The organism is Cronobacter muytjensii ATCC 51329 (assembly GCF_001277195.1).
In the GTDB taxonomy this organism is placed as follows: Bacteria; Pseudomonadota; Gammaproteobacteria; order Enterobacterales; family Enterobacteriaceae; genus Cronobacter; species Cronobacter muytjensii.
On sequence record NZ_CP012268.1, the window covers coordinates 1,737,665 to 1,759,935 of the forward strand.

Annotated in this window: 19 protein-coding genes; 13 read left to right on the plus strand and 6 right to left on the minus strand. The window is 59.8% G+C overall.

The genetic code is table 11. From position 1 onward, the window contains the following. The first annotated feature begins 37 nt into the window (after nucleotides 1–37). Together zntB and AFK63_RS21415 are read left to right on the plus strand one after the other, a co-directional pair. Nucleotides 38–1,021, plus strand: coding sequence for a zinc transporter ZntB (gene zntB / locus AFK63_RS08115; RefSeq protein WP_038862742.1), 984 nt, complete (start codon nucleotides 38–40; stop codon nucleotides 1,019–1,021). 339 nt (nucleotides 1,022–1,360) lie between these two features. Continuing rightward, a complete protein-coding gene (locus AFK63_RS21415; RefSeq protein ID WP_155884333.1) occupies nucleotides 1,361–1,510 on the plus strand; it encodes a hypothetical protein in 150 nt (49 codons plus the stop codon). A 38-nt stretch (nucleotides 1,511–1,548) separates the two neighbouring features. Here AFK63_RS21415 and ttcA read toward each other — a convergent pair whose 3' ends face one another. Further along, complete coding sequence (gene ttcA, locus AFK63_RS08120) at nucleotides 1,549–2,481, minus strand: tRNA 2-thiocytidine(32) synthetase TtcA (RefSeq protein WP_038862743.1); 933 nt, start codon at nucleotides 2,479–2,481, stop codon at nucleotides 1,549–1,551. Between the two features lie 285 nt (nucleotides 2,482–2,766). Between ttcA and AFK63_RS08125 the strand changes: the two genes are divergently transcribed. The 3 genes from AFK63_RS08125 (at nucleotide 2,767) to AFK63_RS08135 (ending at nucleotide 6,231) form a co-directional block, all read left to right on the plus strand. Next, the gene (locus tag AFK63_RS08125) at nucleotides 2,767–3,879 is read left to right on the plus strand and encodes an endonuclease/exonuclease/phosphatase family protein (protein WP_038862744.1); all 1,113 of its coding nucleotides are present in this window, start codon (nucleotides 2,767–2,769) and stop codon (nucleotides 3,877–3,879) included. 410 nt (nucleotides 3,880–4,289) lie between these two features. Further along, nucleotides 4,290–5,147 carry an SDR family oxidoreductase gene (locus AFK63_RS08130; protein ID WP_038862745.1) on the plus strand — a complete coding sequence of 286 codons (858 nt, stop codon included), beginning with the start codon at nucleotides 4,290–4,292 and terminating at the stop codon, nucleotides 5,145–5,147. A gap of 16 nt (nucleotides 5,148–5,163) precedes the next feature. Next, nucleotides 5,164–6,231 (plus strand): class I mannose-6-phosphate isomerase, encoded by a 1,068-nt coding sequence (locus tag AFK63_RS08135; protein WP_038862747.1) that lies wholly within the window; start codon nucleotides 5,164–5,166, stop codon nucleotides 6,229–6,231. Here the strand turns inward: AFK63_RS08135 and AFK63_RS08140 are convergent. Continuing rightward, nucleotides 6,228–8,024, minus strand: a complete 1,797-nt coding sequence (locus AFK63_RS08140; RefSeq protein WP_038862748.1) for a sigma-54-dependent Fis family transcriptional regulator — start codon at nucleotides 8,022–8,024, stop codon at nucleotides 6,228–6,230. The genes AFK63_RS08135 and AFK63_RS08140 overlap by 4 nt on opposite strands. A 270-nt stretch (nucleotides 8,025–8,294) precedes the next feature. Between AFK63_RS08140 and exaC the strand changes: the two genes are divergently transcribed. From exaC to AFK63_RS08155, 3 genes are all read left to right on the plus strand, one after another. Next, a complete protein-coding gene (exaC, locus tag AFK63_RS08145) occupies nucleotides 8,295–9,815 on the plus strand; it encodes an acetaldehyde dehydrogenase ExaC (protein ID WP_038862749.1) in 1,521 nt (506 codons plus the stop codon). A 32-nt stretch (nucleotides 9,816–9,847) separates the two neighbouring features. Beyond that, on the plus strand, nucleotides 9,848–10,879 hold the full coding sequence (gene adhP, locus AFK63_RS08150) for an alcohol dehydrogenase AdhP (RefSeq protein WP_038862750.1): 1,032 nt from the start codon (nucleotides 9,848–9,850) through the stop codon (nucleotides 10,877–10,879). Nucleotides 10,880–11,221: 342 nt separating this feature from the next. Further along, nucleotides 11,222–12,265: a hypothetical protein gene (locus tag AFK63_RS08155; protein ID WP_038862754.1), complete on the plus strand. Its 1,044-nt coding sequence runs from the start codon at nucleotides 11,222–11,224 to the stop codon at nucleotides 12,263–12,265. A gap of 13 nt (nucleotides 12,266–12,278) precedes the next feature. Here the strand turns inward: AFK63_RS08155 and nifJ are convergent, their stop codons facing one another. After that, nucleotides 12,279–15,788 (minus strand): pyruvate:ferredoxin (flavodoxin) oxidoreductase, encoded by a 3,510-nt coding sequence (nifJ, locus tag AFK63_RS08160; protein ID WP_038862757.1) that lies wholly within the window; start codon nucleotides 15,786–15,788, stop codon nucleotides 12,279–12,281. A 277-nt stretch (nucleotides 15,789–16,065) separates the two neighbouring features. On the opposite strand from nifJ, the gene AFK63_RS08165 reads away from it, so the two are divergent. Then, nucleotides 16,066–16,332, plus strand: coding sequence for a putative hemolysin (locus AFK63_RS08165; RefSeq protein ID WP_038862758.1), 267 nt, complete (start codon nucleotides 16,066–16,068; stop codon nucleotides 16,330–16,332). Here the strand turns inward: AFK63_RS08165 and hslJ are convergent, their stop codons facing one another. Further along, nucleotides 16,333–16,761 carry a heat shock protein HslJ gene (gene hslJ, locus AFK63_RS08170; RefSeq protein ID WP_038862759.1) on the minus strand — a complete coding sequence of 143 codons (429 nt, stop codon included), beginning with the start codon at nucleotides 16,759–16,761 and terminating at the stop codon, nucleotides 16,333–16,335. A gap of 54 nt (nucleotides 16,762–16,815) precedes the next feature. Continuing rightward, the gene (locus AFK63_RS08175; protein ID WP_038862761.1) at nucleotides 16,816–17,805 is read right to left on the minus strand and encodes a 2-hydroxyacid dehydrogenase; all 990 of its coding nucleotides are present in this window, start codon (nucleotides 17,803–17,805) and stop codon (nucleotides 16,816–16,818) included. A 211-nt stretch (nucleotides 17,806–18,016) separates the two neighbouring features. Between AFK63_RS08175 and AFK63_RS08180 the strand changes: the two genes are divergently transcribed. The 4 genes from AFK63_RS08180 to AFK63_RS08195 all read left to right on the plus strand — a co-directional run bounded on the left by AFK63_RS08180 (nucleotide 18,017) and on the right by AFK63_RS08195 (nucleotide 21,579). Then, complete coding sequence (locus AFK63_RS08180; RefSeq protein ID WP_038862763.1) at nucleotides 18,017–20,659, plus strand: YdbH family protein; 2,643 nt, start codon at nucleotides 18,017–18,019, stop codon at nucleotides 20,657–20,659. Beyond that, nucleotides 20,656–20,847: a YnbE family lipoprotein gene (locus AFK63_RS08185; RefSeq protein WP_038862764.1), complete on the plus strand. Its 192-nt coding sequence runs from the start codon at nucleotides 20,656–20,658 to the stop codon at nucleotides 20,845–20,847. The genes AFK63_RS08180 and AFK63_RS08185 overlap by 4 nt, the downstream gene beginning before the upstream one ends. Before the next feature lie 12 nt (nucleotides 20,848–20,859). Continuing rightward, nucleotides 20,860–21,180: a YdbL family protein gene (locus tag AFK63_RS08190; RefSeq protein WP_038862767.1), complete on the plus strand. Its 321-nt coding sequence runs from the start codon at nucleotides 20,860–20,862 to the stop codon at nucleotides 21,178–21,180. Nucleotides 21,181–21,258: 78 nt separating this feature from the next. Continuing rightward, nucleotides 21,259–21,579 carry a hypothetical protein gene (locus AFK63_RS08195; protein WP_038862769.1) on the plus strand — a complete coding sequence of 107 codons (321 nt, stop codon included), beginning with the start codon at nucleotides 21,259–21,261 and terminating at the stop codon, nucleotides 21,577–21,579. A gap of 60 nt (nucleotides 21,580–21,639) precedes the next feature. Here the strand turns inward: AFK63_RS08195 and azoR are convergent, their stop codons facing one another. Beyond that, a complete protein-coding gene (gene azoR / locus AFK63_RS08200; RefSeq protein WP_038862770.1) occupies nucleotides 21,640–22,245 on the minus strand; it encodes an FMN-dependent NADH-azoreductase in 606 nt (201 codons plus the stop codon). Between the last annotated feature and the right edge of the window lie 26 nt (nucleotides 22,246–22,271).

Here is a 22,271-nt window from a genome sequence, read left to right on the forward strand (position 1 = left end):
GCCAGTTGGTTACCCGACTTAATCATCAGGAGACGCGATGGAGGCCATTAAGGGCTCTGAAGTGAACGTGCCGGATGCGGTATTCGCCTGGCTGCTGGATGGGCATGGCGGTGTACAGCCGCTGCAGGATGACTGCGTTATTGATAAAGAGCATCCGTGCTGGCTGCATCTGAACTATACCAACCCGGAAAGCGCCCAGTGGCTCGCCGAAACGCCGCTCTTACCTAATCTGGTACGCGACGCGCTGGCGGGCGAAAGCCTGCGTCCGCGTGTGACCCGCATGGGCGAGGGCACGCTGATTACGCTGCGCTGCATCAACGGCAGCACCGACGAGCGTCCGGATCAGCTGGTGGCGATGCGGCTTTATATCGACGAACGGCTCATCGTCTCCACGCGTCAGCGTAAAGTACTGGCGCTTGACGACATTATTCACGATCTCAACGAGGGCAGCGGCCCGGCGGACGTCGGCGGCTGGCTGGTCGACGCCTGCGACGCGCTGACCGATCACGCCAGCGAGTTTATCGAAGAGCTGCACGATAAAATTATCGACCTTGAAGATAATCTGCTGGAAGAGATCGTACCGCCGCGCGGCGTGCTGGCGCTGCTGCGCAAACAGCTTATTGTGATGCGCCGTTATATGTCGCCGCAGCGTGACGTTTTCTCGCGCCTTGCCAGCGAGCGCTTTAGCTGGATGAATGACGATCATCGTCGACGTATGCAGGATATCGCCGACCGGCTGGGCCGCGGGCTTGACGAAATCGACGCCTGTATCGCGCGCACGGCGGTGATGGCCGATGAGATCTCCCAGACTATGCAGGAGTCGCTCTCTCGTCGCAGCTATACAATGTCGCTAATGGCCATGGTCTTTTTACCCAGCACTTTTCTCACCGGCCTGTTCGGCGTCAACCTTGGCGGCATCCCCGGCGGCGACTGGCATCTGGGCTTCAGTATCTTTTGTATCGCGCTCGTGCTGGTGATCGGTGGTGTTACGTGGTGGTTACATCGAAGTAAATGGTTGTAAAAATTAGCATTTTATCAGCGATGCGTGGGAAAAAGGACAGTGAGTTTGAGCCATATCAAAAAATGGCACAGGGTTTCACGGCATGATGGCTGTCGCAGGTGAATGCAACGTCAAGCGATGGGCGTTGCGCTCCATATTGTCTTACTTCCTTTTTTGAATTACTGCATAGCACAATTGATTCGTACGACGCCGACTTTATTAAGTCGGCTTTTTTTTGCTTTTTTGACGCGCTGGCGGTGTTAAACCCGGGCGTTTTATCGCAGCAGCCGCGCCGCGCTTTTCCCTTCTGCCGCATCTCCTCTACGCTTACCTTATCCGCAACCACAAAAGGAAAAGGCTATGCATTCTCCGTATGTGATTCAAATGAGCGACCCGGTGCCCATCGATCCGGTTCCGGTACCTGATCCGATCCCGACGCCGCAACCCATTCCCGACCCGCCATCGCCGGACCCGCGCCCCATCGACGATCCGCCGCCGCACATGCGTTGAGCGCGCAAAAAAATGCCCTCCGAAAGAAGGGCTCAGGATTATTTGATTTCCAGCACGTCGAGGCGCTGCATCGGCGGTGCCGCGTCATCTTCCGGCGCCCATCCGACGGGCGTCATCGGGATCTCTTCGCGGTCGAACGCCAGATCGCCGCCGTTCACCACTTCAGCGCCATGATGAATGCCTTTGAAGTCGAACAGTTCGGTGTCGCACAGGTGCGACGGCACCACGTTCTGCATCGCGCTGAACATGGTTTCGATACGGCCTGGATAGCGCTTATCCCAGTCGCGCAGCATGTCGGCTATCACCTGACGCTGCAGGTTCGGCTGCGAGCCGCACAGGTTACACGGGATAATCGGGAAGCCTTTCGCCTGAGAAAAACGCTCAATATCTTTTTCGCGGCAGTAGGCGAGCGGGCGGATAACGATATGTTTGCCGTCGTCGCTCATCAGTTTCGGCGGCATGCCTTTCATCTTGCCGCCGTAAAACATATTCAGGAACAGCGTCTGCAAAATGTCGTCGCGATGATGGCCGAGCGCGATTTTCGTGGCGCCCAGTTCGGTCGCGGTGCGGTAGAGAATGCCGCGACGCAGGCGTGAGCAGAGCGAGCAGGTGGTTTTCCCTTCCGGGATCTTCTCTTTCACGATCCCGTAAGTATTTTCCTCAACGATTATATATTCCACGCCCAGCGCGGCCAGATATTCCGGCAGGATATGTTCAGGGAAACCCGGCTGTTTCTGGTCAAGGTTCACCGCCACCAGCGAAAAATTGACCGGCGCGCTCTGCTGCAAATTGCGCAGGATTTCAAGCATGGTATAGCTGTCTTTACCGCCGGAGAGGCAGACCATGATCCGGTCGCCTTCTTCAATCATGTTGTAATCAGCGATAGCTTCGCCCACGTTACGGCGCAGACGCTTCTGCAGCTTGTTGAGGTTGTACTGCTCTTTTTTGCTAATTTCTTGGATTTCAGACATTTAAAAGTGGCTCAGTTCTGCGTTGCGGCGCGCTCTGGCGGGTTGCCCGGCGCGCGAATTCACTGTTGGCCAGCCCGCGCGCGGCGTTTTCGCCTTGTGCGCCAGCAGGCCCGAATATTGTATCTGTGCGTGGCGTGTATGGTACGGATTACGGCGACGAATGCCAGCGCGTTTTACGCCGCCGCGCCTGTTTTGAGCCCGTCACATTTTGCTGCCACACTCAAAGTTAACCCAACGCCTGGCGTGAGAGGACGACGGCGAGGGATAACCATAACGGGAGGGGCTATGCGTCTGGCGTCATATAACGTAGAAAACCTGTTCGATCGCGCGCGCGTGATGTCGCAGGGAAGCTGGTCGCAGGGGCGGCCGGTGCTGGAGAAATTCGCGAGGCTTAATGCGCTACTCGGCGAGATTACCTACAGCGAGGCCAGCAAAAAAGAGATGGTGAAACTGCTGGTGGCGCTCGGCCTTGAGAAGTCGGACACCGGGCCGTTTGTTATTCTGCGTCGCAACCGCGGCAGTCTGCTAAAGCGTCCACGCGACGGCGGCATTGAGATTATCGCGAGCGGGCGCGCCGACTGGGTCGGGTCGCTGGAGTTGATTGAGTCGCCTGTCGATGAAGTCGCGATGCGCATTACCGCGAGAGTAATGAGCGACCTGCACGCCGATGTGCTGGCCGTGGTGGAGGCTGAAAGCCGCCCGGCGCTGGCGGCGTTCAACCAGGAGATCATTGCAGCGCTCGGCGGCGAGCCGTTTCGCCACGTCATGGTCATCGACGGTAACGACAGTCGGGGTATTGATGTGGGTCTGCTCACCGGCGCAGATTATCCCATCGGCCCGATGCGCAGCCATGTCGACGACCGCGACGCGCGCGGCCAGTTGATTTTCTCGCGCGACTGCCCGGAATACGCGGTGCCGCTGGCGAGCGGCGAGACGCTGTGGGTGATGGTCAACCACCTGAAAAGCAAAGGCTATGGCGGTAAAGCCGAGTCTGACGCGCGCCGTAAAGCGCAGGCGCAGCGGGTGGCGGAAATCTATCAGGCGCGACGCGACGCCGGGGAGCGGTTTATCGCCATCGCGGGCGATTTTAACGACACGCCGGACAGCGATACGCTCTCGCCGCTGCTGCAAGGCACCGATCTGCGCGACGCCTTTACGCACCCGTCTTTCGATACCGGCGGTTTTCCCGGCACCTGGGGCAACAGCGCTAAAAATAACAAGCTCGATTACATCCTCTTGTCGCCCGCGCTCTGGGAGAGCGTCACCGCCGGCGGCGTTATTCGCAAAGGGATGTGGCCTGGCGAGCGCCCCGTCAAATGGGACGTCTACCCGGAGCTTAAAAAACCGCAGCAGGCGGGCTCCGATCACGCCGCCCTGTGGGTGGATCTGAATATTTAAGTCATGCCTCGCTAAAAACGCCGGGCGCGCCAGTCGTTGCCCGGCGTTATTACTGGCTTATGGACTGTGCTTTATAAGAATAAAAGCGTCGAGCGAGAGCGGTAATATTCCAGCTCGCCGGCAGAGGAATTATATTAGCGTAACCCTATGTAAATAAAGAGAATTAGCGTCCGCGTTTCCGCCCCGATAATAATATCCTTTGCGTGTAATTCCGCATGAGAAATAACGCCGGGCGGTGGGTGAAATTTACCCGTCTGGTTTCCCGCTTCGCTTGCATATATAACTCGTCAACTATACTGAAACCTGAATTTATCGTTGGCGCTTAGCAGCGTCAGGTTCCTGAAACCCCGCAGTCTTTCGTGGCTAAGCCCTCGCGGCACGCGAAATGAAAAGAAACAGGAGAGAAAACCATGACGACACGTCCACAACCGCCATTCCCGGAACAGCAGCAGAATGTCCCTGGCAGCACGGCCGAGATGCAGCCGACGCCCGATCACGGTGAAACCAGCTATAAAGGTTCCGGCCGCCTGGCAGGCAAGGCCGCCATCATCACCGGCGGCGATTCCGGTATTGGCCGCGCCGTGGCGATTGCTTACGCCCGCGAAGGCGCTGATGTGCTGATCTCTTATCTGGACGAACATGACGACGCGAAAGACACCGCGCGTCTGGTGGAAGAGGCGGGCCGCAAGGCCGTGCTGGTGGCAGGCGATATTACCGACGCCGCCCATTGCCGCGCGCTGGTGCAGAAAGCGGCCGATACCTTCGGCAAGATTGACATCGTGGTCAACAATGCCGCCTTCCAGATGACCCGCGAGTCGCTTGATGAAATCAGCGATGAAGAGTTCGACCGCACCATGAAAACTAACCTTTACGGCATGTTCTGGATCTGCAAAGCGGCGGTGCCGCATATGCCAGCGGGCGGTTCGATAATCAACACCGCGTCGGTTAACGCCGACCAGCCGAAACCGAAGCTGATTGCGTACTCCGCCACTAAAGCGGCCATTGTCAACTTCTCCGGAAGCCTGGCCGCGCTGCTGGCCGAAAAAGGCATTCGTGCCAATGCGGTCGCGCCTGGCCCAATCTGGACGCCGCTCATCCCGTCCACCATGCCGCCGGAGCAGGTAAAAGAGTTCGGCAGCCAGGTACCGCTGGCGCGCGCCGGACAGCCAGCCGAACTGGCGCCAGTCTATGTGATGCTCGCGAGCGATGAAGCAAGCTATGTGTCGGGGGCCACTATCGCGGTAACCGGTGGTCAGGCGGTTATCTGATAAAAAGGAGAGAGGGATGCTCAACTATCCGCTTAAGCTGACGACGCCGCTTGCGACACACATTTTCGGCGGCTCGCGCATTAAAACGCAGCTCGGCAAAGCGGAACTGCCCGATACGCGCATCGCTGAAACCTGGGAGGTAAGCGACGTTGACGGCATGATAGCAACCGTCGTTAACGGGCCGCTTGCCGGCACCTCGCTTCGCGAACTGGCGACGCGCTATCCCGATGAACTGGTCGCGCCGGGATGGCGCGGCCCGCATTTTCCGCTACTCAGCAAGTTTATCGACGGCAGCGGCATGCTGCCGGTTCATTTGCACGCGAATGACGACACGGCGCAGCGGCTGGAAAACCAGCCCAACGGTAAAACGGAAGCCTGGCATATTCTCTGGGCCGGGCCTGGCGCGACCTGTCTTGCCGGCATTAAAACCGGCATGAAAAAAGACGCTATCCGCGAGGCGCTGCTGGCGGGCGATTACGACCGCGTGATGTACCGTCTGCCGCTGAAAACCGGCGACACCCTCTACGTGCCGGGCGGTCAGTTGCACTCCTTCGGGCCGGACACCCTTATCTATGAAATAGAACAGACCTCTGATATTCAGCAGCACGCGATGCCGTGGAATATGGAGGATGGCTCGCCGGTGCCGCCTGAAGAACAGGCGCGTAATATCGATAAACTCCTCGACGAACTGCGTCCTGAGCTGCTGACCCAGCCGCAGCGCGGTCTGGTGCTGGAGGAGTGTGATGCCGTGCAGCGTCTCGTCTGCTGCGCCGGGCCCTATTTCGCGCTGGAGCGCTGGCGCTTCGATACCTGTTACGACTACCGCTTCAGCTCGGTGCGTATCGTCACCAATATCGGCGCGCCGGTAACCATCAACGCAGGCGGTCAGATAACCAGACTTGAGCGCGCCCAGAGCGTTATTCTGCCCGCCGCGCTTGGCGAGGCGGAATTCTGCGGCAAAGGCGAGCTGCTGGTCGGGTATGTGCCGGATCTGGCGCAGGAGATTGTCGCGCCGCTGCGCGCCGCAGGTTACCCGCAGACGGCCATTGACGCGCTCGGCGATATCAGCGGCCAACTGCGCTAGCGCAGGGCGGCGCGCTGTTTCTCTAAGCGTCGGTAGAGGGTGCTGCGCGACACGCCAAGCTTGCGTGCCGCAAGGCTCATATTGCCATTAACGCTTTGCAGCACAGCGTCAACATCCGGCGCGGCATGGTCAGAAAGCCGCGCCGGCTCTTCGTTTATCAACTGGCGATACGGAAGCGGCAGGTCGCTTAACGTGACAACGTCACCTTCATCCGCGAGCGCCAGCAATACTTTCAGCAGGCTCGCCAGCTGTCGCACGTTGCCCGGCCAGGGCAGGCGGGCGATATGGGCTATCAGATCTGCGGAGAGCGTGACGCCGCGCCGCGCGCCGCCAAGCTCCTGCCACAGCCGCTGGACGAACCGCGGCAGCGCGGGCCATTCGCGCAGCGGCGGAATGCGCAGCCGGTATTCTTCAATACGGTAAAAGAGATCTTCGCGAAACGCGCCGCGCGCCACCATCTCATCAAGCGGGCGGTGCGTGGCGCAGATAAGCGTAAAGGCCACCGGCACGGCGCGCGTGCCACCCAGCGGCACCACCGTTTTTTCCTGTAATACCCGCAGCAGACGGGTCTGCATCGTCAGCGGCATATCGCCAATTTCATCGAGAAACAGCACGCCGCCGTCGGCCTCGCGGATTTTACCGATATATCCCCGGCTGCTGGCGCCGGTAAACGCGCCGGGCTGGTAGCCGAACAGCTCTGATTCAATAAGCTGCTCCGGCAGCGCGGCGCAGTTGATGGCGACAAACGGGCCGTCACGCCACTGGCTCTGCTGGTGCAGGCGGCGGCTCAGGTGCTCTTTGCCGCAGCCGGTTTCGCCGGTAATGCACAAGGCGATACCCGCGTTCAGCAGGCGCAGCGCTTTGCCGGTCTCCACGCCGCTCTCTTCCTCCGGGGCTGTAACGGGCCGGGCGGCCCAGACGCGGCGCGCCGGAAGCTGGCTGCGGGCGTGATAACGCCGCTGATTAACGGCGGTGAGCGCCGCGCCGTCGTCCGCAGGCAGCGCCTGCGGGAACAGCGCGTCGAGCGACAGCGTGCCGATATGCGCGGTTGAGAGATTAAATTCGTCCATCGCCAGCTTATTGGCGGCCACCAGACAGTTATCGCGAAAGGCCAGCAGCAGCTCCTGGGCCGAACCGAGGGCGGCGGGGTCCGCATGCAGGCGCAGCAGCCATTGGCGGGCATCAAGCTGGGCGATAACCCAGTCATGTTCAAGCTGACGCACCACCTGGCGCATCAGTCTGCCCGCTTCCGGCACCGGTTGCTGCGCGGGCGTGGAAAGATCCAGCACGCCTGCAATATGTCCGTCCGGGCGGAACACCGGCACGCCGTAGCAGTAAAGCCCGGCGTTCTGGTTGAGGAAATGCTGACTGCCGTGGACTTCGCAGGGCGCGTGGAGCGCCAGCGCCGTGCCGATGGCGTTGGTGCCGCGCGCGTGTTCGCCCCACAGGTTGCCGGGAGCGAGCGCCACGCGCTGCGCCTTATGCAGAAACTGGTTATTGCCAAAGGTCTCCAGCACCAGGCCGGTATCGTCGGAGGCCACCACTACCGAGGGCAGGCGGTTCAGGCTCTCACCGAGCCGTTGCATCAGCGGGCGCGCCAGCGTGTTCAGCCAACCATGTTGCGAACGGGCTTCCTCCAGCAGCGCGCGGCTGACAAAAGAAGTCGCATCGTCGCTGCGGCTCAGGCCATAGCGCTGGCTGCGCTGCCAGGAGTCGTTCAGCGGACACGGAAAAGACAGCTCGTCGCAGTACGGCGTTAAGCCTGCGGAGGTTAACGAGGCGCTGTGCGGCATGGCATTCTCCGGTAGGTGTATATGTTTCAAATATGTAGCAGTTTAGTGTCCCATGTGTTGCGACACATGACACAGTTCCGCGACATTTTCCAGGCCATGCGCTGAAGTAAGGGAAAAAGGTTTACTGTTTTATTTCATTAACACGCTGTTTTAAAAGCATTTAAAAACGAGAGTAAGCGGCGCCGCCATTCTGGCATAAGAACTGCTTATCTCTGCCTGCCGCACAGCAGACTGTGCTTAACCGATTGTCGCTACACTGAGGATCCTGCCATGAAATATGCTCACCCCGGTCAGCCTGGTGCTCTCGTTAGCTTTAAACAGCGTTATGGAAATTACATTGGCGGTCAGTTTGTCGAGCCTGTCGAAGGACACTATTTCACCAATACGACGCCGGTGACGGGCGCGGTGGTGGCAGAGTTCCCGCGCTCAGGCGCTGCCGATATCGAACGCGCGCTGGACGCCGCCCACGCCGCCGCGCCCGCCTGGGGCAAAACCAGCGTGCAGGAGCGCTCAAACCTGCTGCTGGCGATTGCCGATCGCATGGCGGGCCATATCGAACAGCTGGCGCTTACCGAAAGCTGGGATAACGGTAAGCCGGTACGTGAAACGCTGAATGCCGATATCCCGCTGGCAGTGGATCATTTCCGCTACTTCGCCGGTTGTCTGCGCGCCCAGGAGGGCAGCGTCGCGGAAATCGACCAGTACACCGTGGCGTATCACATTTATGAGCCGCTCGGCGTGGTCGGCCAGATTATCCCGTGGAACTTCCCAATCCTGATGGCGGCGTGGAAACTCGCGCCAGCGCTTGCGGCGGGCAACTGCGTGGTGCTCAAACCCGCCGAGCAAACCCCGCTGGGAATTTCCGTGCTGATGGAGCTTATCGGCGACCTGCTGCCGCCGGGTGTGGTTAACGTAGTGCACGGGTTCGGCCAGGAGGCGGGCGAAGCGCTGGCGCGTAGCAAACGCATTGAGAAAATCGCGTTTACCGGCTCCACACCTGTTGGACGACACATTCTCTCGTGCGCGGCGGAAAATATTATCCCCAGTACCGTCGAGCTGGGCGGAAAGTCGCCTAATATTTACTTTGCCGACATCATGCAGGCAGAGCCTGAATTTATTGAAAAAGCGGCCGAAGGGCTGATTCTGGGCTTCTTTAACCAGGGAGAAGTGTGCACCTGTCCTTCCCGCGCCCTGATTCAGGAATCGATTTACGAACCCTTTATGGAGCGCGTGCTGGCGCGTATGGCCAACATTCGCAAAGGCGACCCCTATGACACTGAGACCATGATAGGCGCGCAGGCCTCTCAGGAGCAGTTCGACAAAATTCTCTCCTATATCGACATCGCGCGCGGTGAGGGCGGTCAGATCCTCGCGGGCGGCGCTCGCCTGAACCACGGCGCGGCGCTGGAGAAGGGCTTCTACATCGAGCCGACGCTGATTAAAGGCGAAAACGAGATGCGCTTCTTCCAGGAGGAGATCTTCGGGCCGGTTATCGGCATCACGACCTTTAAAGACGCGGAACAGGCGCTGAAGCTTGCGAACGCCACGGAGTTCGGCCTCGGCGCGGGCGTCTGGACGCGCGACACCAATCTGGCCTGGCGCATGGGCCGCGAAATCAAAGCGGGTCGCGTCTGGACCAATTGCTACCACCTTTACCCGGCCCATGCCGCCTTTGGGGGCTACAAAAATTCCGGTATCGGCCGCGAAACCCATAAGAAAGCGCTGGAGCATTACCAGCAGGTGAAAAATCTGCTGGTCAGCTACGACATCCAGCCTCTGAACCTTTTCTGATCCATCTGAACTATCCGTTAACGAGGTGACCGATGAAAGTGATGAAAATGAAAGCGGCGGTGGTCAAGGCCTTCGGGCAACCGCTGGAGATCCAGGAAGTTCTGGTGCCGGAAGTGACGCCGGGCAAGGTGCTGGTGAAAATCGCCGCCACCGGCGTTTGCCATACCGATCTCCACGCCGCCGAGGGCGACTGGCCGGTGAAGCCAAACCCGCCGTTTATTCCGGGGCATGAAGGCGTGGGTCATGTGGTGGCGGTCGGCCAGGGCGTGACGCACATTAAAGAGGGCGATCGCGTGGGCGTGCCGTGGCTATATTCGGCGTGCGGCCACTGTGAACACTGCCTCGGGGGGTGGGAAACACTGTGCCACGGCCAGCAAAACTCCGGCTATTCAGTGAACGGCAGCTTCGCCGAGTATTGTCTTGCGGACGCCAACTACGTGGGCATTCTGCCGGATAACGTCGATTTCACCAGCATCGCGCCTATCCTCTGCGCAGGCGTCACGGTTTATAAAGGGCTGAAGATGACTGACACCAAACCGGGCGACTGGGTGGTGATTTCCGGCATCGGCGGATTAGGGCACCTGGCGATTCAGTACGCCAATGCGATGGGCCTGAACGTGGCGGCGGTGGATATCGACAACGATAAGCTGGCGTTTGCTCAACGTCTCGGCGCGCAGGTCGTCGCGAACGCGCTGGAGGTCGATCCGGGGCGTCATTTTCATGACACCTTCGGGGGCGCCCACGGCGTGCTGGTGACGGCGGTATCGCCTAAAGCGTTCGCGCAGGCCACCACGATGATGCGCCGTGGCGGAACCATGGTGCTAAACGGCCTGCCGCCGGGCAAATTCGATCTCTCTATCTTCGATATGGTGCTGGACGGCACGACGGTGCGCGGGTCGATAGTCGGTACGCGTAAAGATTTGCAGGAGGCGCTGGACTTCGCCGGGCATAACAAAGTGGCAGCGGAGATTGCGGTGGAGCCGCTGGAGAATATCAACGATATTTTCGACCGTATGCGCAACGGTAAAATCACCGGCCGTATTGTGGTGGATATGTCGCTGTAAACGCTTAAGCGCCGCAGGGAGGCGGCGCTGGCGTGCGCGGTTAACGCTTACGCTTTTTCATCGCCATAACGATAAAAATTACAATCAGCGCGCCAATAATCATTCCTAATGTATGCATTTTTTTCTCTCACTTCGCAATAACGCCCGTTCAGGCAAGCGGCGCAGTATAGTCAATAACGCATTCAGATTATACCTGGCGTCTGCCCTTAATTATGGGGGTTGTCAGCCGTTATTTATGCTTATTTTGTCAATAGTGACGCAGCGTTATTAAACCCGCGTGGTCAGGTTGCCACTAAAAATATTTCGCTTTATGGTTGGCTTTTTCTGACAAAAGGAAAGGTCATGTTCGGCTTATTGCACAAACTGTCACGTCAGCTTCCCGCGCTTATTCTTTTCTGGTGCATTAACTGGATCATTACGCTCATTCTGCTCGCCAGCGCCAATAAAACCCATCATCCGTCCCTCGTCGGCGCGGCGCTGTGGTTCAATATGCTGTGGATCTGCGCGTATATCGTTGAATTCCAGGGGCACGCGGCGTTCCATGCTCAGGAGCGCGAACGCCTGAAGCGTTTTCTGCCGCGCCAGCAATACAGCCGCGTAAAAGCGCTGGTGTCGATGGCAAGAGCCACAATGTTATTACTCTCAGCAAGCTTTTTGCTGGCGGTCGCGCATGCCAACTCCACGATAGTCTGGTTGCTGGTCGCGGCCTGTTGCGGATTTGGTGCCATCTGTCTCGTGCGTTTTTATCTGCTTTGTTCGTCGGTATTAAGCCCGCAGGCCGCGTCCCTGTTCGGTAAAACCTGGCCGCTGGTGCTCGCTCTGGTGCTCTTTTTGGGGAAAATGCTTGCCAGCACCATTTTACTTGAGTCCTGGGATATTTCCGCTGCGCAAATGCCTTATACCACATGGTGCCTGACACTTTTCATGGCCGCGTTTATTGCCTTTAACGTCGCTTATATTTTGATTATGCTCGTTTCCGCGCTGATGGAAGCGAGCGTGCGGCGACGTAAAAAACGCGTCTCGCTTACCATGGGTAGCCAGATATTACTGGTGGCGGCGTTTGCTGGCATTATGCCCGGTTTAATCATGGCGAATACCCGCACCATTGGTGGCGCGTTATTAAACAATTTTTATCAGTTCGATACCCGCACCACCTTCCGCTGCGGCGATCGTTACCAGACGATTTATGATCTCGGCGAAAAAACGCGTTATTTAGCGGTGGGGGAAAATCAGTATCGTGGGTTTTTTCTGAAGAACGGAGATTTAAATGGCGTGGCGGTAAAATGCACCACCGGCGATAAATTTACCTGGTACCCGGTATTAAGCCGCGAGGAGCTGGGTGCAAACGCCCCTGCCAGAAACAGGGGCGATAAAGATAAGCGTTAAACTACTCGTTCAGTTACTCCGCTTTGCCCGCGAGCTGCGCCAGGAAGTCGTAGCGTTTTTGCAAATCGGCGGCGGCGTCCTTCCAGAGCTGTTCCGCGACCTCCGGCTGCTGGGCATTGAGACGGCGGAAACGTTGCTCGGCGAGCAGGGTTTCCGCCAGCGCGTCCGACGGCGGACGTGAGTCAAGCGCCAGCGGCAGCTTGCCTTCGTCGGCGCGGCGCGGGTCGAAGCGGTAGAGCGGCCAGAAGCCCGTCGCGGTGAGCTGGCGCATCTGATCATGGCTCAGCGCCAGGTCGTAACCGTGCTCCTCGCAGGGGCTGTAGGCGATAATCAGCGACGGGCCGGGGTAGGCTTCCGCCTCCTGAATCGCTTTCACCGTCTGGTTGAGCTGCGCGCCGAGCGAAATCTGCGCCACATAGACATGCCCGTACATCATCATGCTCACGCCGAGATCTTTACGCGCCTTGCGCTTGCCGTGTTCGCCGAATTTCGTCACCGCGCCGAGTGGCGTGGCCTTCGACGCCTGGCCGCCGGTGTTGGAATAGCACTGCGTATCCAGCACCAGAATATTGACGTTTTCGGTCAGGCTCAGCACATGGTCGAGGCCGCCGAAGCCGATGTCATACGCCCAGCCGTCGCCGCCAATCAGCCAGATGGATTTCTCCACCAGCGCGTCGGCGTCGGTGAGCAGCTCCTGCGCGCCTTCCACACCCTGTAACTGCTGGCGCAACTGCGCCACCTGCTCGCGGCGCACCTCAGGCGTGGCGTCGCTTTGCAGCGCCGCGTACAGCGCAGGCGTTAGCTTATCGGCGAACTGCGCCAGCAGACGCTGCACGCGCGCTTTGTGCTGGTCGACCGTTAAGCGGAAACCGAGGCCGAACTCCGCGTTATCCTCAAACAGCGAGTTGGCCCACGCCGGGCCGCGACCGTTCGCGTCGGTAGTGTAAGGCGTTGAGGGCAGGTTACCGCCGTAAATCGACGAGCAACCGGTGGCGTTGGCGATAAGCAGCCGGTCGCCGTAGAGCTGAGTCAGCAGCTTGATATACGGCGTTTCGCCGCAGCCGGAGCAGGCGCCGGAGTACTCAAACAGCGGCGTGATGAGCTGTGAGGTGCGGATGTCGATACGTTCAAGTTTGTTGCGATCTATCTCCGGCAGCCCCAGGAAGAAGTCGTAATGGCGTTTTTCTTCCTCCACATGCTCCAGGCGCGACATCATATTGATGGCCTTGATCTCCGGGTTCTGCCGGTCTTTCGCCGGGCAGACTTCGACGCACAAATTACAGCCGGTGCAGTCTTCCGGCGCCACCTGGAGCACATATTTCTGGCCGCGCATATCGCGCGATTTTACATCCAGCGAGGCCAGCGACGCGGGCGCGTCGGTGAGGGCTTCAGGTGCCACCACTTTGGCGCGGATCGCCGAGTGCGGGCAGGCGGCGACACAGTGGTTGCACTGGGTACACAGCTCCTCCTTCCAGATGGGGATCGCTTCCGCGATATTGCGTTTCTCCCATTGCGTGGTGCCGAGCGGCCAGGTGCCGTCCGGCGGCAGCGCGGAAACCGGCAGCGCGTCGCCGAGCCCCGCGAGCATCGCGGCGGTGACGGTTTTAACAAAATCAGGCGCGGCGTCGGAGACCACCGGCGGGCGCAGATGGCTTCGCGCGTCGACCGGCTGGCGCGCGACGCTGAAAATGGACTCGCGGGCCATCGCCAGCGCCTGCCAGTTACGCGCCACCAGCTCCTGGCCTTTGCTGCTGTAGCTTTTGGCGATAGCGCCCTGCAACGCCTCAAGCGCGCTGTCGCCCGGCAGGATCTGCGTCAGATGGAAAAACGCCATCTGCATGACGGTGTTGATCCGCGCGCCGAGCTGGCATTCGCGGGCGATTTTGGCCGCATTCACCACATACACCCGCGCTTCTTTGTTATTGAGCTCCGCCTGGACCTCCTGCGGCAGCCGGTGCCAGACCTCTTCGGGCGGGTAAGGGGTGTTAATCAGGAAAATACCGCCGGGCTTGAGGCGCTCGGCCATCGGGTATTTATCGATAAACTGCAACTGATGGCAGCCGACGAAATCCGCCTGGCTTACCAGATACGCGGAATTGACAGGCCGCTCGCTGACGCGCAGGTGAGAAACGGTCAGCCCGCCCGCCTTTTTGGAGTCGTAAACGAAATAGCCCTGCGCGTACCACGGCGTGGTGTTGCCGATAATTTTGATGTTGTTTTTGGTGGCCGAGACGCTGCCGTCGCTGCCAAGCCCGTAGAATAGCGCTTCGAGCCGGGCGTGAGAGGGCAGCGTATTTTCCGGCAGGGGCAGCGACAGATGCGTCACGTCGTCATAGATACCGACGGTAAAGCGCGGCTTCGGTTGCGCGGCGCTGAGTTCGTTAAACACTGCCAGCACGCAGTCAGGGCCGAACTCTTTCGATGAAAGCCCGTAGCGACCGCCGATAACGCGCGGCAGACGGTCACGCTCGCCGCGGTTAAAGGCTTCAGCAAGCGCGGTCATGACATCCAGATAGAGCGGCTCGGCGAGCGCCCCCGGCTCTTTGGTGCGGTCGAGCACCGCGATGCGCTGCGCGCTTTGCGGCAGCGCCGCCAGCAGGTGACGCGCGCTGAACGGGCGGAACAGGCGCACTTTCAGTACGCCCACTTTCTCACCGCGCGTCAGCAGCTCATCCACCACCTCTTCGCAGGTGCCGCTGGCGGAGCCCATCAGAATAATGACCCGTTCAGCCTGCGGGTGACCGTAATAGTCGAACGGCTTGTACTGGCGTCCTGTGGCGGCGGCGAAATCGTTCATCGCCTGTTCGACATGATCATAAACCGCGTTATACCAGGGATTGGTCGCCTCGCGGGACTGGAAATACGTGTCCGGGTTAGCGGAGGTGCCGCGTATCACCGGGTGCTCCGGGTTCAGCGCGCGGGCGCGGTGGGCGTCAATCTCCGCCTGCGGCAGCAGCGCGCGGATCGTCTCATCGGCGAGCGGCGCGATTTTGTTTATCTCATGCGAGGTGCGAAAACCATCAAAAAAATGAATAAACGGCACGCGGCTTTTCAGCGTGGCGATATGGGCTATCAGCGCAAAATCCTGCGCCTCCTGCACGCTGCCCGCGCAGAGCATCGCACAGCCCGTCTGACGCACGGCCATGACGTCCGAATGATCGCCGAAAATCGACAGCGCATGGGTGGCGACGGTACGCGCCGCCACATGCAACACAAACGGCGTGAGCTGGCCCGCGAGCTTATAAAGCGTCGGGATCATCAGCAGCAGGCCCTGGGAGGAGGTAAACGAGGTGGAGAGCGCGCCGGTCTGGAGCGCGCCGTGGACGGCGGCGATAGCGCCCGCCTCGGACTGCATCTCCACGACGCGCGGCACGTCGCCCCAGACGTTTTTCATGCCGTTGCCGGCCCAGGCGTCGGCCTGCTCCGCCATGGTCGAACTCGGTGTGATGGGATAAATTGCGATAACTTCACTGGTGCGAAAAGCGACTGAAGCGACTGCGCCGTTGCCGTCGATAGTAATCATAAGTGACCCTTACATTGCGCAACATTGTCAGGCCTGCACAGAAAAACAGACCCTGTAGTAATAAGGGAATTTTAGCAAAGGGCGGAGGGCGGGATTTTCGTTTTTGTGTACTGACTATTTGCAAAGTGAATGGTTTCATGCGAGTGAACACGCGCACGATGCAGAAAAAGGCAAAAAAATGTGTCTTCGTCCAAAAAAGCAGCAGTGCGAATCTCGACGGGCCGCGCCGGGCGGCCTATGATGCTCAGGTTTTGCTTGTCAACGAAAGGGGAGAATCATGCGAGCAGCGTTTTGGGTAGGTTGTGCCGCGTTACTGTTATCGGCATGCAGCAGCGAACCCGTTCAGCAGGCCACCGCGGCGCACGTGCCGCCGGGCATGCGGGCGGCGATGTCGAGCGCAGGCCAGGCGAACTGCGCGATGGTGGGCGGGTCGATGTCCGTTGCGCGTCAGCTTGACGGCTCCACCACCGGCATGTGCGCGCTGCCCAACGGCAAACGTTGCAGCGAAGCGGCGCTCGCCACCGGCGCCTGCGCCGCGTACTGATTACTGCACCAGATCCGCCAGTTTATATACCAGCGTATACTGGCGGTACTTCAGGGTGAGCTGCTGTTTTCCGACGCTCACCGTCGCCCCCTGGCTTAACATCTCGCCAATCAGTTTATCCAGCTCATTAAGCTGCGGCTCGGCGCACAGCATACGCGTCGATGCAAGCCCGTTCACTTTCAGCGTATCGCCATGCAGCTCGCCCTGACCCATAAAACGGTTACACATGCTGCCAGAGACATGCATATGTTCGCCAAAGCTCAGCTCCGGTACGCGACGCGTGGCATCCAGCGGCGCGCCGTTGACGGTTTGCAGCACGTAGCGGTGGTGTTGCAGCGTTTCCGGGGTGAGGCGCGAAGACGAGGGGGCGGTGCTGTGACAGCCCGCGAGCGTCATGCCCGCCAGTAAAGGGATAAGGATTTTTTTCATGAAGGTCTCCCTGAGGTAAATGACGCGGCGCGCCGTGTGACGCGCCGGTCTGTATCACACCAGTTCGTTGGGGCAGGTCTCGCCGCGCTCCAGCTGGCGCAGGTTTTCAAGCGTGGTTTCAGAGATGCTGATTAACGCCTCTTCGGTCAGGAACGCCTGATGGCCGGTAAACAGCACGTTGTGACAGGCGGAAAGACGACGGAACACGTCATCCTGGATAACATCGTTGGATTTATCTTCAAAGAACAGGTCGCGCTCATTTTCATACACGTCCATGCCCAGCGCGCCGATTTTCTGGCTTTTAAGCGCTTCAATCGCCGCCTGAGAATCGACCAGACCGCCGCGGCTGGTGTTGATGATCATCACGCCGTCTTTCATCTGCTCAAACGCATTCTGGTTCAGCAGGTGGTAGTTTTCTGGCGTCAGCGGGCAGTGCAGGGTAATGACGTCTGACTGAGAGAACAGCGTTTTAAGATCGACATACTCAACGCCGAGCTCCAGCGCGGCGGCGCTCGGGTAGGGATCGAACGCCAGCAGACGCATGCCGAAACCTTTGAGGATGCGCAGCGCGGCGACGCCGATTTTACCGGTGCCGATAACCCCAGCGGTTTTGCCATACATGGTGAAGCCGGTCAGCCCTTCAAGGTTGAAGTTGGCGTCGCGGGTGCGCTGATAAGCGCGGTGAATGCGGCGGTTCAGACACATCATCATGCCCACGGCATGTTCCGCCACGGCCTCCGGCGAATACGCCGGGACGCGCACCACTTTGAGGCCAAGCTCTTTCGCCGCGTCGAGATCGACGTTATTAAAGCCTGCACAGCGCAGCGCGATAAACTTGACGCCATGCTTTTTCAGCTCTTCCAGCACCGGGCGGCTGCCATCGTCGTTAACGAAAATGCAGACGCCGTCACACTGAATAGCGGTTTTCGCCGTGCGCTCGGTTAACAGGAAGTCATAAAATTCAAGATCGAAGCCATATTCCTGGTTAACATGCTGCAAATACTTTTTGTCGTACTGCTTTGTGCTATAAACCGCCAGTTTCATAAGACTTTCTCCAGTGATTTTCTGTGATCACGTTAGCATAATTAAAAATATCGTACAAAGTTTAAAAATTAATTGCCGTACAGGCGCTTACCTCTAAGTTTAGGTCAACTATGCTTTCAGAGCCGCCCTGGCTTCACCAGGCCTGCCAAAGGTGTCACAATAAATGCTTTCCCCGGCATAATTTCTCGCTGAATCAGGATATTAACGGCCCATGAAGGGTAAATACAGAGCCGTCATCGCTTTATTACTTCTGCTTGTGCTGCTGCCGCTCACCCTGTTGTTAACCGCAGGCTACTGGCTGCCGACGCTCGCGGGCGTCTGGCTGCCGCAAGGAACGCGAATCGCGCTGGAGCATCGCCCGCGCCTGACCCGCTCCGCCATTGTGCTGCCGGATCTGCGCTATTTCGCAGGCGACTGCGAACTCGCCCGCGCCCATAACGTCGTCTTAAGCCACCCTGCGCGCTGGCGGCTTCATCTTGACGCGCTCACGCTCAACACCGGCTGCTTCAGCGCCATTCCCGACGACCCGACGCCCGGCGCGCCGCGCACGCTTGCCCAGTGGCAGTCGATGCTTCCTGAAAGTGACGTAGAGATCGCGCGTCTGACGCTCGTTGACCTCGCCGATTACGTCGGCGCACTGCAGGCGAGCCTGAGTCCACAGGCGCAGGTGGTGACATTTACCGGCGATAATCTGGACGTCAAAGCCCGCCTCGTGGGGCAGGCGCTGCGCATTGAGCGTCTGCGCGTACACGCGTTCGAGGGCCAGCCGCCGGTTTCGCTGCTTGGCGATTTCACGCTGGGCTTGATGCCGGATGGCATTCCCACCAAAGGCGCGGCGCAGGCGCGGTTCTCTCTGCCGCAGGCGCCATACCACGCCCGCGCGGAGCTGGAGTGGCGCGGCGGCGAAGGACAACTGCTGGTGTTCGCCGACGGCGATCCGGACCCGCTACTGGATCTGCCCTGGCAGGCCGGGCACGACGCGTTTGCCTTCAGCGACGGACGCTGGCGCTGGCCTTATCAGGGCTTTCCGCTGAGCGGGCGCGTGGCGCTGCGCGTGGAGAACTGGCGCGGCGGGATTGAGGCGGCGCGCGTCAGCGGGCGCATGAATGTGGTCACGCAAGGGAACGCGGGTAAGGGGAACGCGGTGCTCAGCTTCGGCCCCGGCACGTTGAGCCTGCGCCAGAGCGCCATGCCGCTGCGCATTACTGGCGAGGCCAAACAGAACGCGCTGGCGTTTTACGCGAGCCTGCCCGCCACGCTCGGTGGGCCGCTACTGTCACCCGAGCTGCGCTTTCTGCCGGGCGCGCTGCTGCGCTCGCGCGGTCGCGTCATTGACGCGCTGAATATTGAAGAGATTCGCTGGCCGCTGGCAGGCGTGACGGTGACAGAGAAGGGCATCGACGGACGATTACAGGCCATCGCGCGCGCCAGCGAGCCGGGCCAGGGTGATATGCTGCTGCATCTCGATGGCCGCGCCGATGATTTTCTGCCTGATGCCGGGCTGTGGCGCTGGCGCTACTGGGGGAATGGCACCTTTGAGCCGATGCAGTCTCGCTGGTCCATCGCCGGGCGCGGCGAATGGCGCGACGAGGTGATAACGCTCAGCGAACTCACTACCCGCTTCGATCGGTGGCGCTACGGCAGCATGACGGTCGAGCACCCCCGGCTGGCGCTCAGCACGCCGGTGCGCTGGGCGAGGGCGCAAGCCGCGCAGGCGCTGGAGGGCGCGCTCACGCTTGACGCCGGGACGACGCGTTTTACCAGCGGCGCGAGCCTCCCGCCGTCGACGCTCAACTTCAGCGTGCAGGGGCGTGACCCGAGCGCGTTCCAGTTTAAGGGCGATCTGCACGCGGGCGACATCGGGCCGGTACGCGTCAACGGGCGCTGGGATGGCGAGCGTCTGCGTGGTCAGGCGTGGTGGTCGCCGCAGCCGCTCGCGGTTTTCCAGCCGCTGCTGCCGCCGGACTGGAAGCTGCTGCTGCGCGACGGCGGCTTTTACGCCCAGGTGGCGTTTTCCGCCGCCGCAGGCCAGGGCTTCGAGGCGGGCGGACATGGCGTAGTGAAACAGGGCAGCGCCTGGACCAAAGACAATCAGTTCAACGACGTCGATTTCGTGCTACCGTTCCGCTTTCGCGATGCCACCTGGCAGCTCGGCACGCGCGGGCCGGTGCGGCTGAACATCAAGGAAATCACAAGCCAGGTGCCGGCGCGGGAGATAACGGCGTCGTTGCAGGGCAGTTACCCGTGGAGTGAGGAAAACCCGCTGGTGTTAAGCGACGTCAGCGCCTCGCTGCTCGGCGGGAAAATTCGCATGCAGCAGCTACGGATGCCGCAGCACACGCCCGCGCTGCTGCGCCTTGAGAATATCTCGTCAAGTGAGCTTATCACCGCCACGAATGTGAAACAGGTGGCGCTCTCCGGGGCGATTAACGGCGCGCTGCCGCTGTGGCTTGATAACCCTCAGTGGATTGTGCACGACGGCTGGCTCACCAGCCCCGGCCCGCTAACGCTGCGCGTCGATAAAGAGATGGCCGACGCGATGGCGCACGATAACGCGGCGGCCGCCGCGGCGGTGAACTGGCTGCGCTATATGGAAATTTCCCGCTCCTGGACGCGGCTCGACGTCGATAACCTCGGGGTGTTGCGCATGCGCTCGGAGTTTCAGGGCGAAAGCCACGTCGACGGCAAAAAAAGCGGCGTGCGGCTTAACTATCAGCATCAGGAAAATCTTTTCACGCTGTGGCGTAGTTTACGTTTTGGCGACAATTTACAGTCCTGGCTTGAGCAACACGCGACGCTGCCCGCCGCGCGCTGCAAGGCAACGTCAGGGGAGACCTGCGAGGAACAACCATGAAAATCGTAACCGCGCTTCTGTCGGGCATCATCACAATAGCGCTGTCCGGCTGTACGCCGCGCATTGAGGTGGCGGCGCCGAAAGAGCCGATTACCATTAATATGAACGTCAAAATCGAACACGATATCCATATCAAAGTGGATAAAGACGTCGAAGCGTTGCTGCAAAGCCGCAGCGATCTCTTCTGAGGAGGCGAGACGATGAAACGCCTGCTGGTGTTAACGCTGGCGCTGCTGCTGGCAAGCCCTGTCAGTGTCGCGCTGACGCTGGAAGAGGCCCGCGCTCAGGGGCGCGTAGGTGAAACGCTGACGGGCTATCTCGCGCCGGTGACGCAGGATGCCGAGACCACCGCGCTTGTGGCGCGCATCAATCAGGCGCGCGCGGAAAGCTACCGCCAGGTGGCGCGGCAAAATGGCCTGCCGGTCGATGCTGTGGCGACCATGGCGGGCCAGAAACTGGTGGAGCGCAGCAAAGCCGGTGAATATGTGCGCGGGATTAATGGCCGCTGGATGAAAAAATAGCGCCGTACCTCCCACGGGTAACAGACGAACGCGCGCCCCTGTGTCACGCTCGGGGCGCGTTCTTACAGGAGAAACCTTATGGCAACTGACTATACTCTGCCGCTGGATGGCGCGCCGTCGTTGTCCGCTATCGCCGACACATTGCGCGCCAACGCCGGGCTGTTTAAACATCTGGTGATGTCCGAACATCCGGACGATATCCGTTACGCGTACCAGCCGGAGTCATTTGAGATAACGGAGATGACCGACAGCACGTTTACCTTCCGCTGTCTGGTGCATTATTTTGAGCCGTGCTGCGACCGCAATATGCACGATCCCCGCACCTATACCATTCCTTATCAGGTGCGTGACAACACGCTGTTTTTCGCGCTCGACGAAACGCCGTGGGTGGTGGTGTAACGGTGCCGTTCGCCCATAAAAAAACCGCCCCGGAAGGCGGTTTTTTTTCTCGCGCGTCGCTTACGCGGAGATCAGCGCGTCGATAGCGGCTTTCGCGTCGCTCTGCGCTTTGGTCGCCATTTCCGGGCCGTACGCCACGCCTTCGGCGAAGACGAATTTCACATCGGTCATGCCGATAAAGCCCAGGAACAGGGAAAGGTACGGGGTCACCAGATCGGTCGGGGTATCTTTATGGATGCCGCCGCGGCTGGTCAGTACGATAACGCGTTTGCCCGTCACCAGGCCTTCCGGGCCTTTCTCGGTGTAGCGGAAGGTGACGCCCGCGCGGGCCACCAGGTCAAAGTAGTTTTTCAGCTGGGTCGGGATGTTGAAATTGTACATCGGCGCCGCAATCACAATCACATCGTGCGCGTTCAGCTCGGCAATCAGTTCATCAGACAGCGCCAGCGCGTCCTGTTGACGTGGTGTCAGCGGCGCGTCGGACGGACGCAGGGCGCCAACCAGCTCGCCATCCAGCACCGGAACCGGGTTCGCGGCGAGATCGCGCACGGTAATTTCATCCGCGCTGTGCTGTTCACGCCACTGGTCAACGAAATAGTCGGAAAGCTGGTTGGACTGGGAGTAACCTGCCAGAATACTGGACTTCAGAACGAGTACTTTGCTCATGGGATGTTCCTTTTTGATTTGGTTGT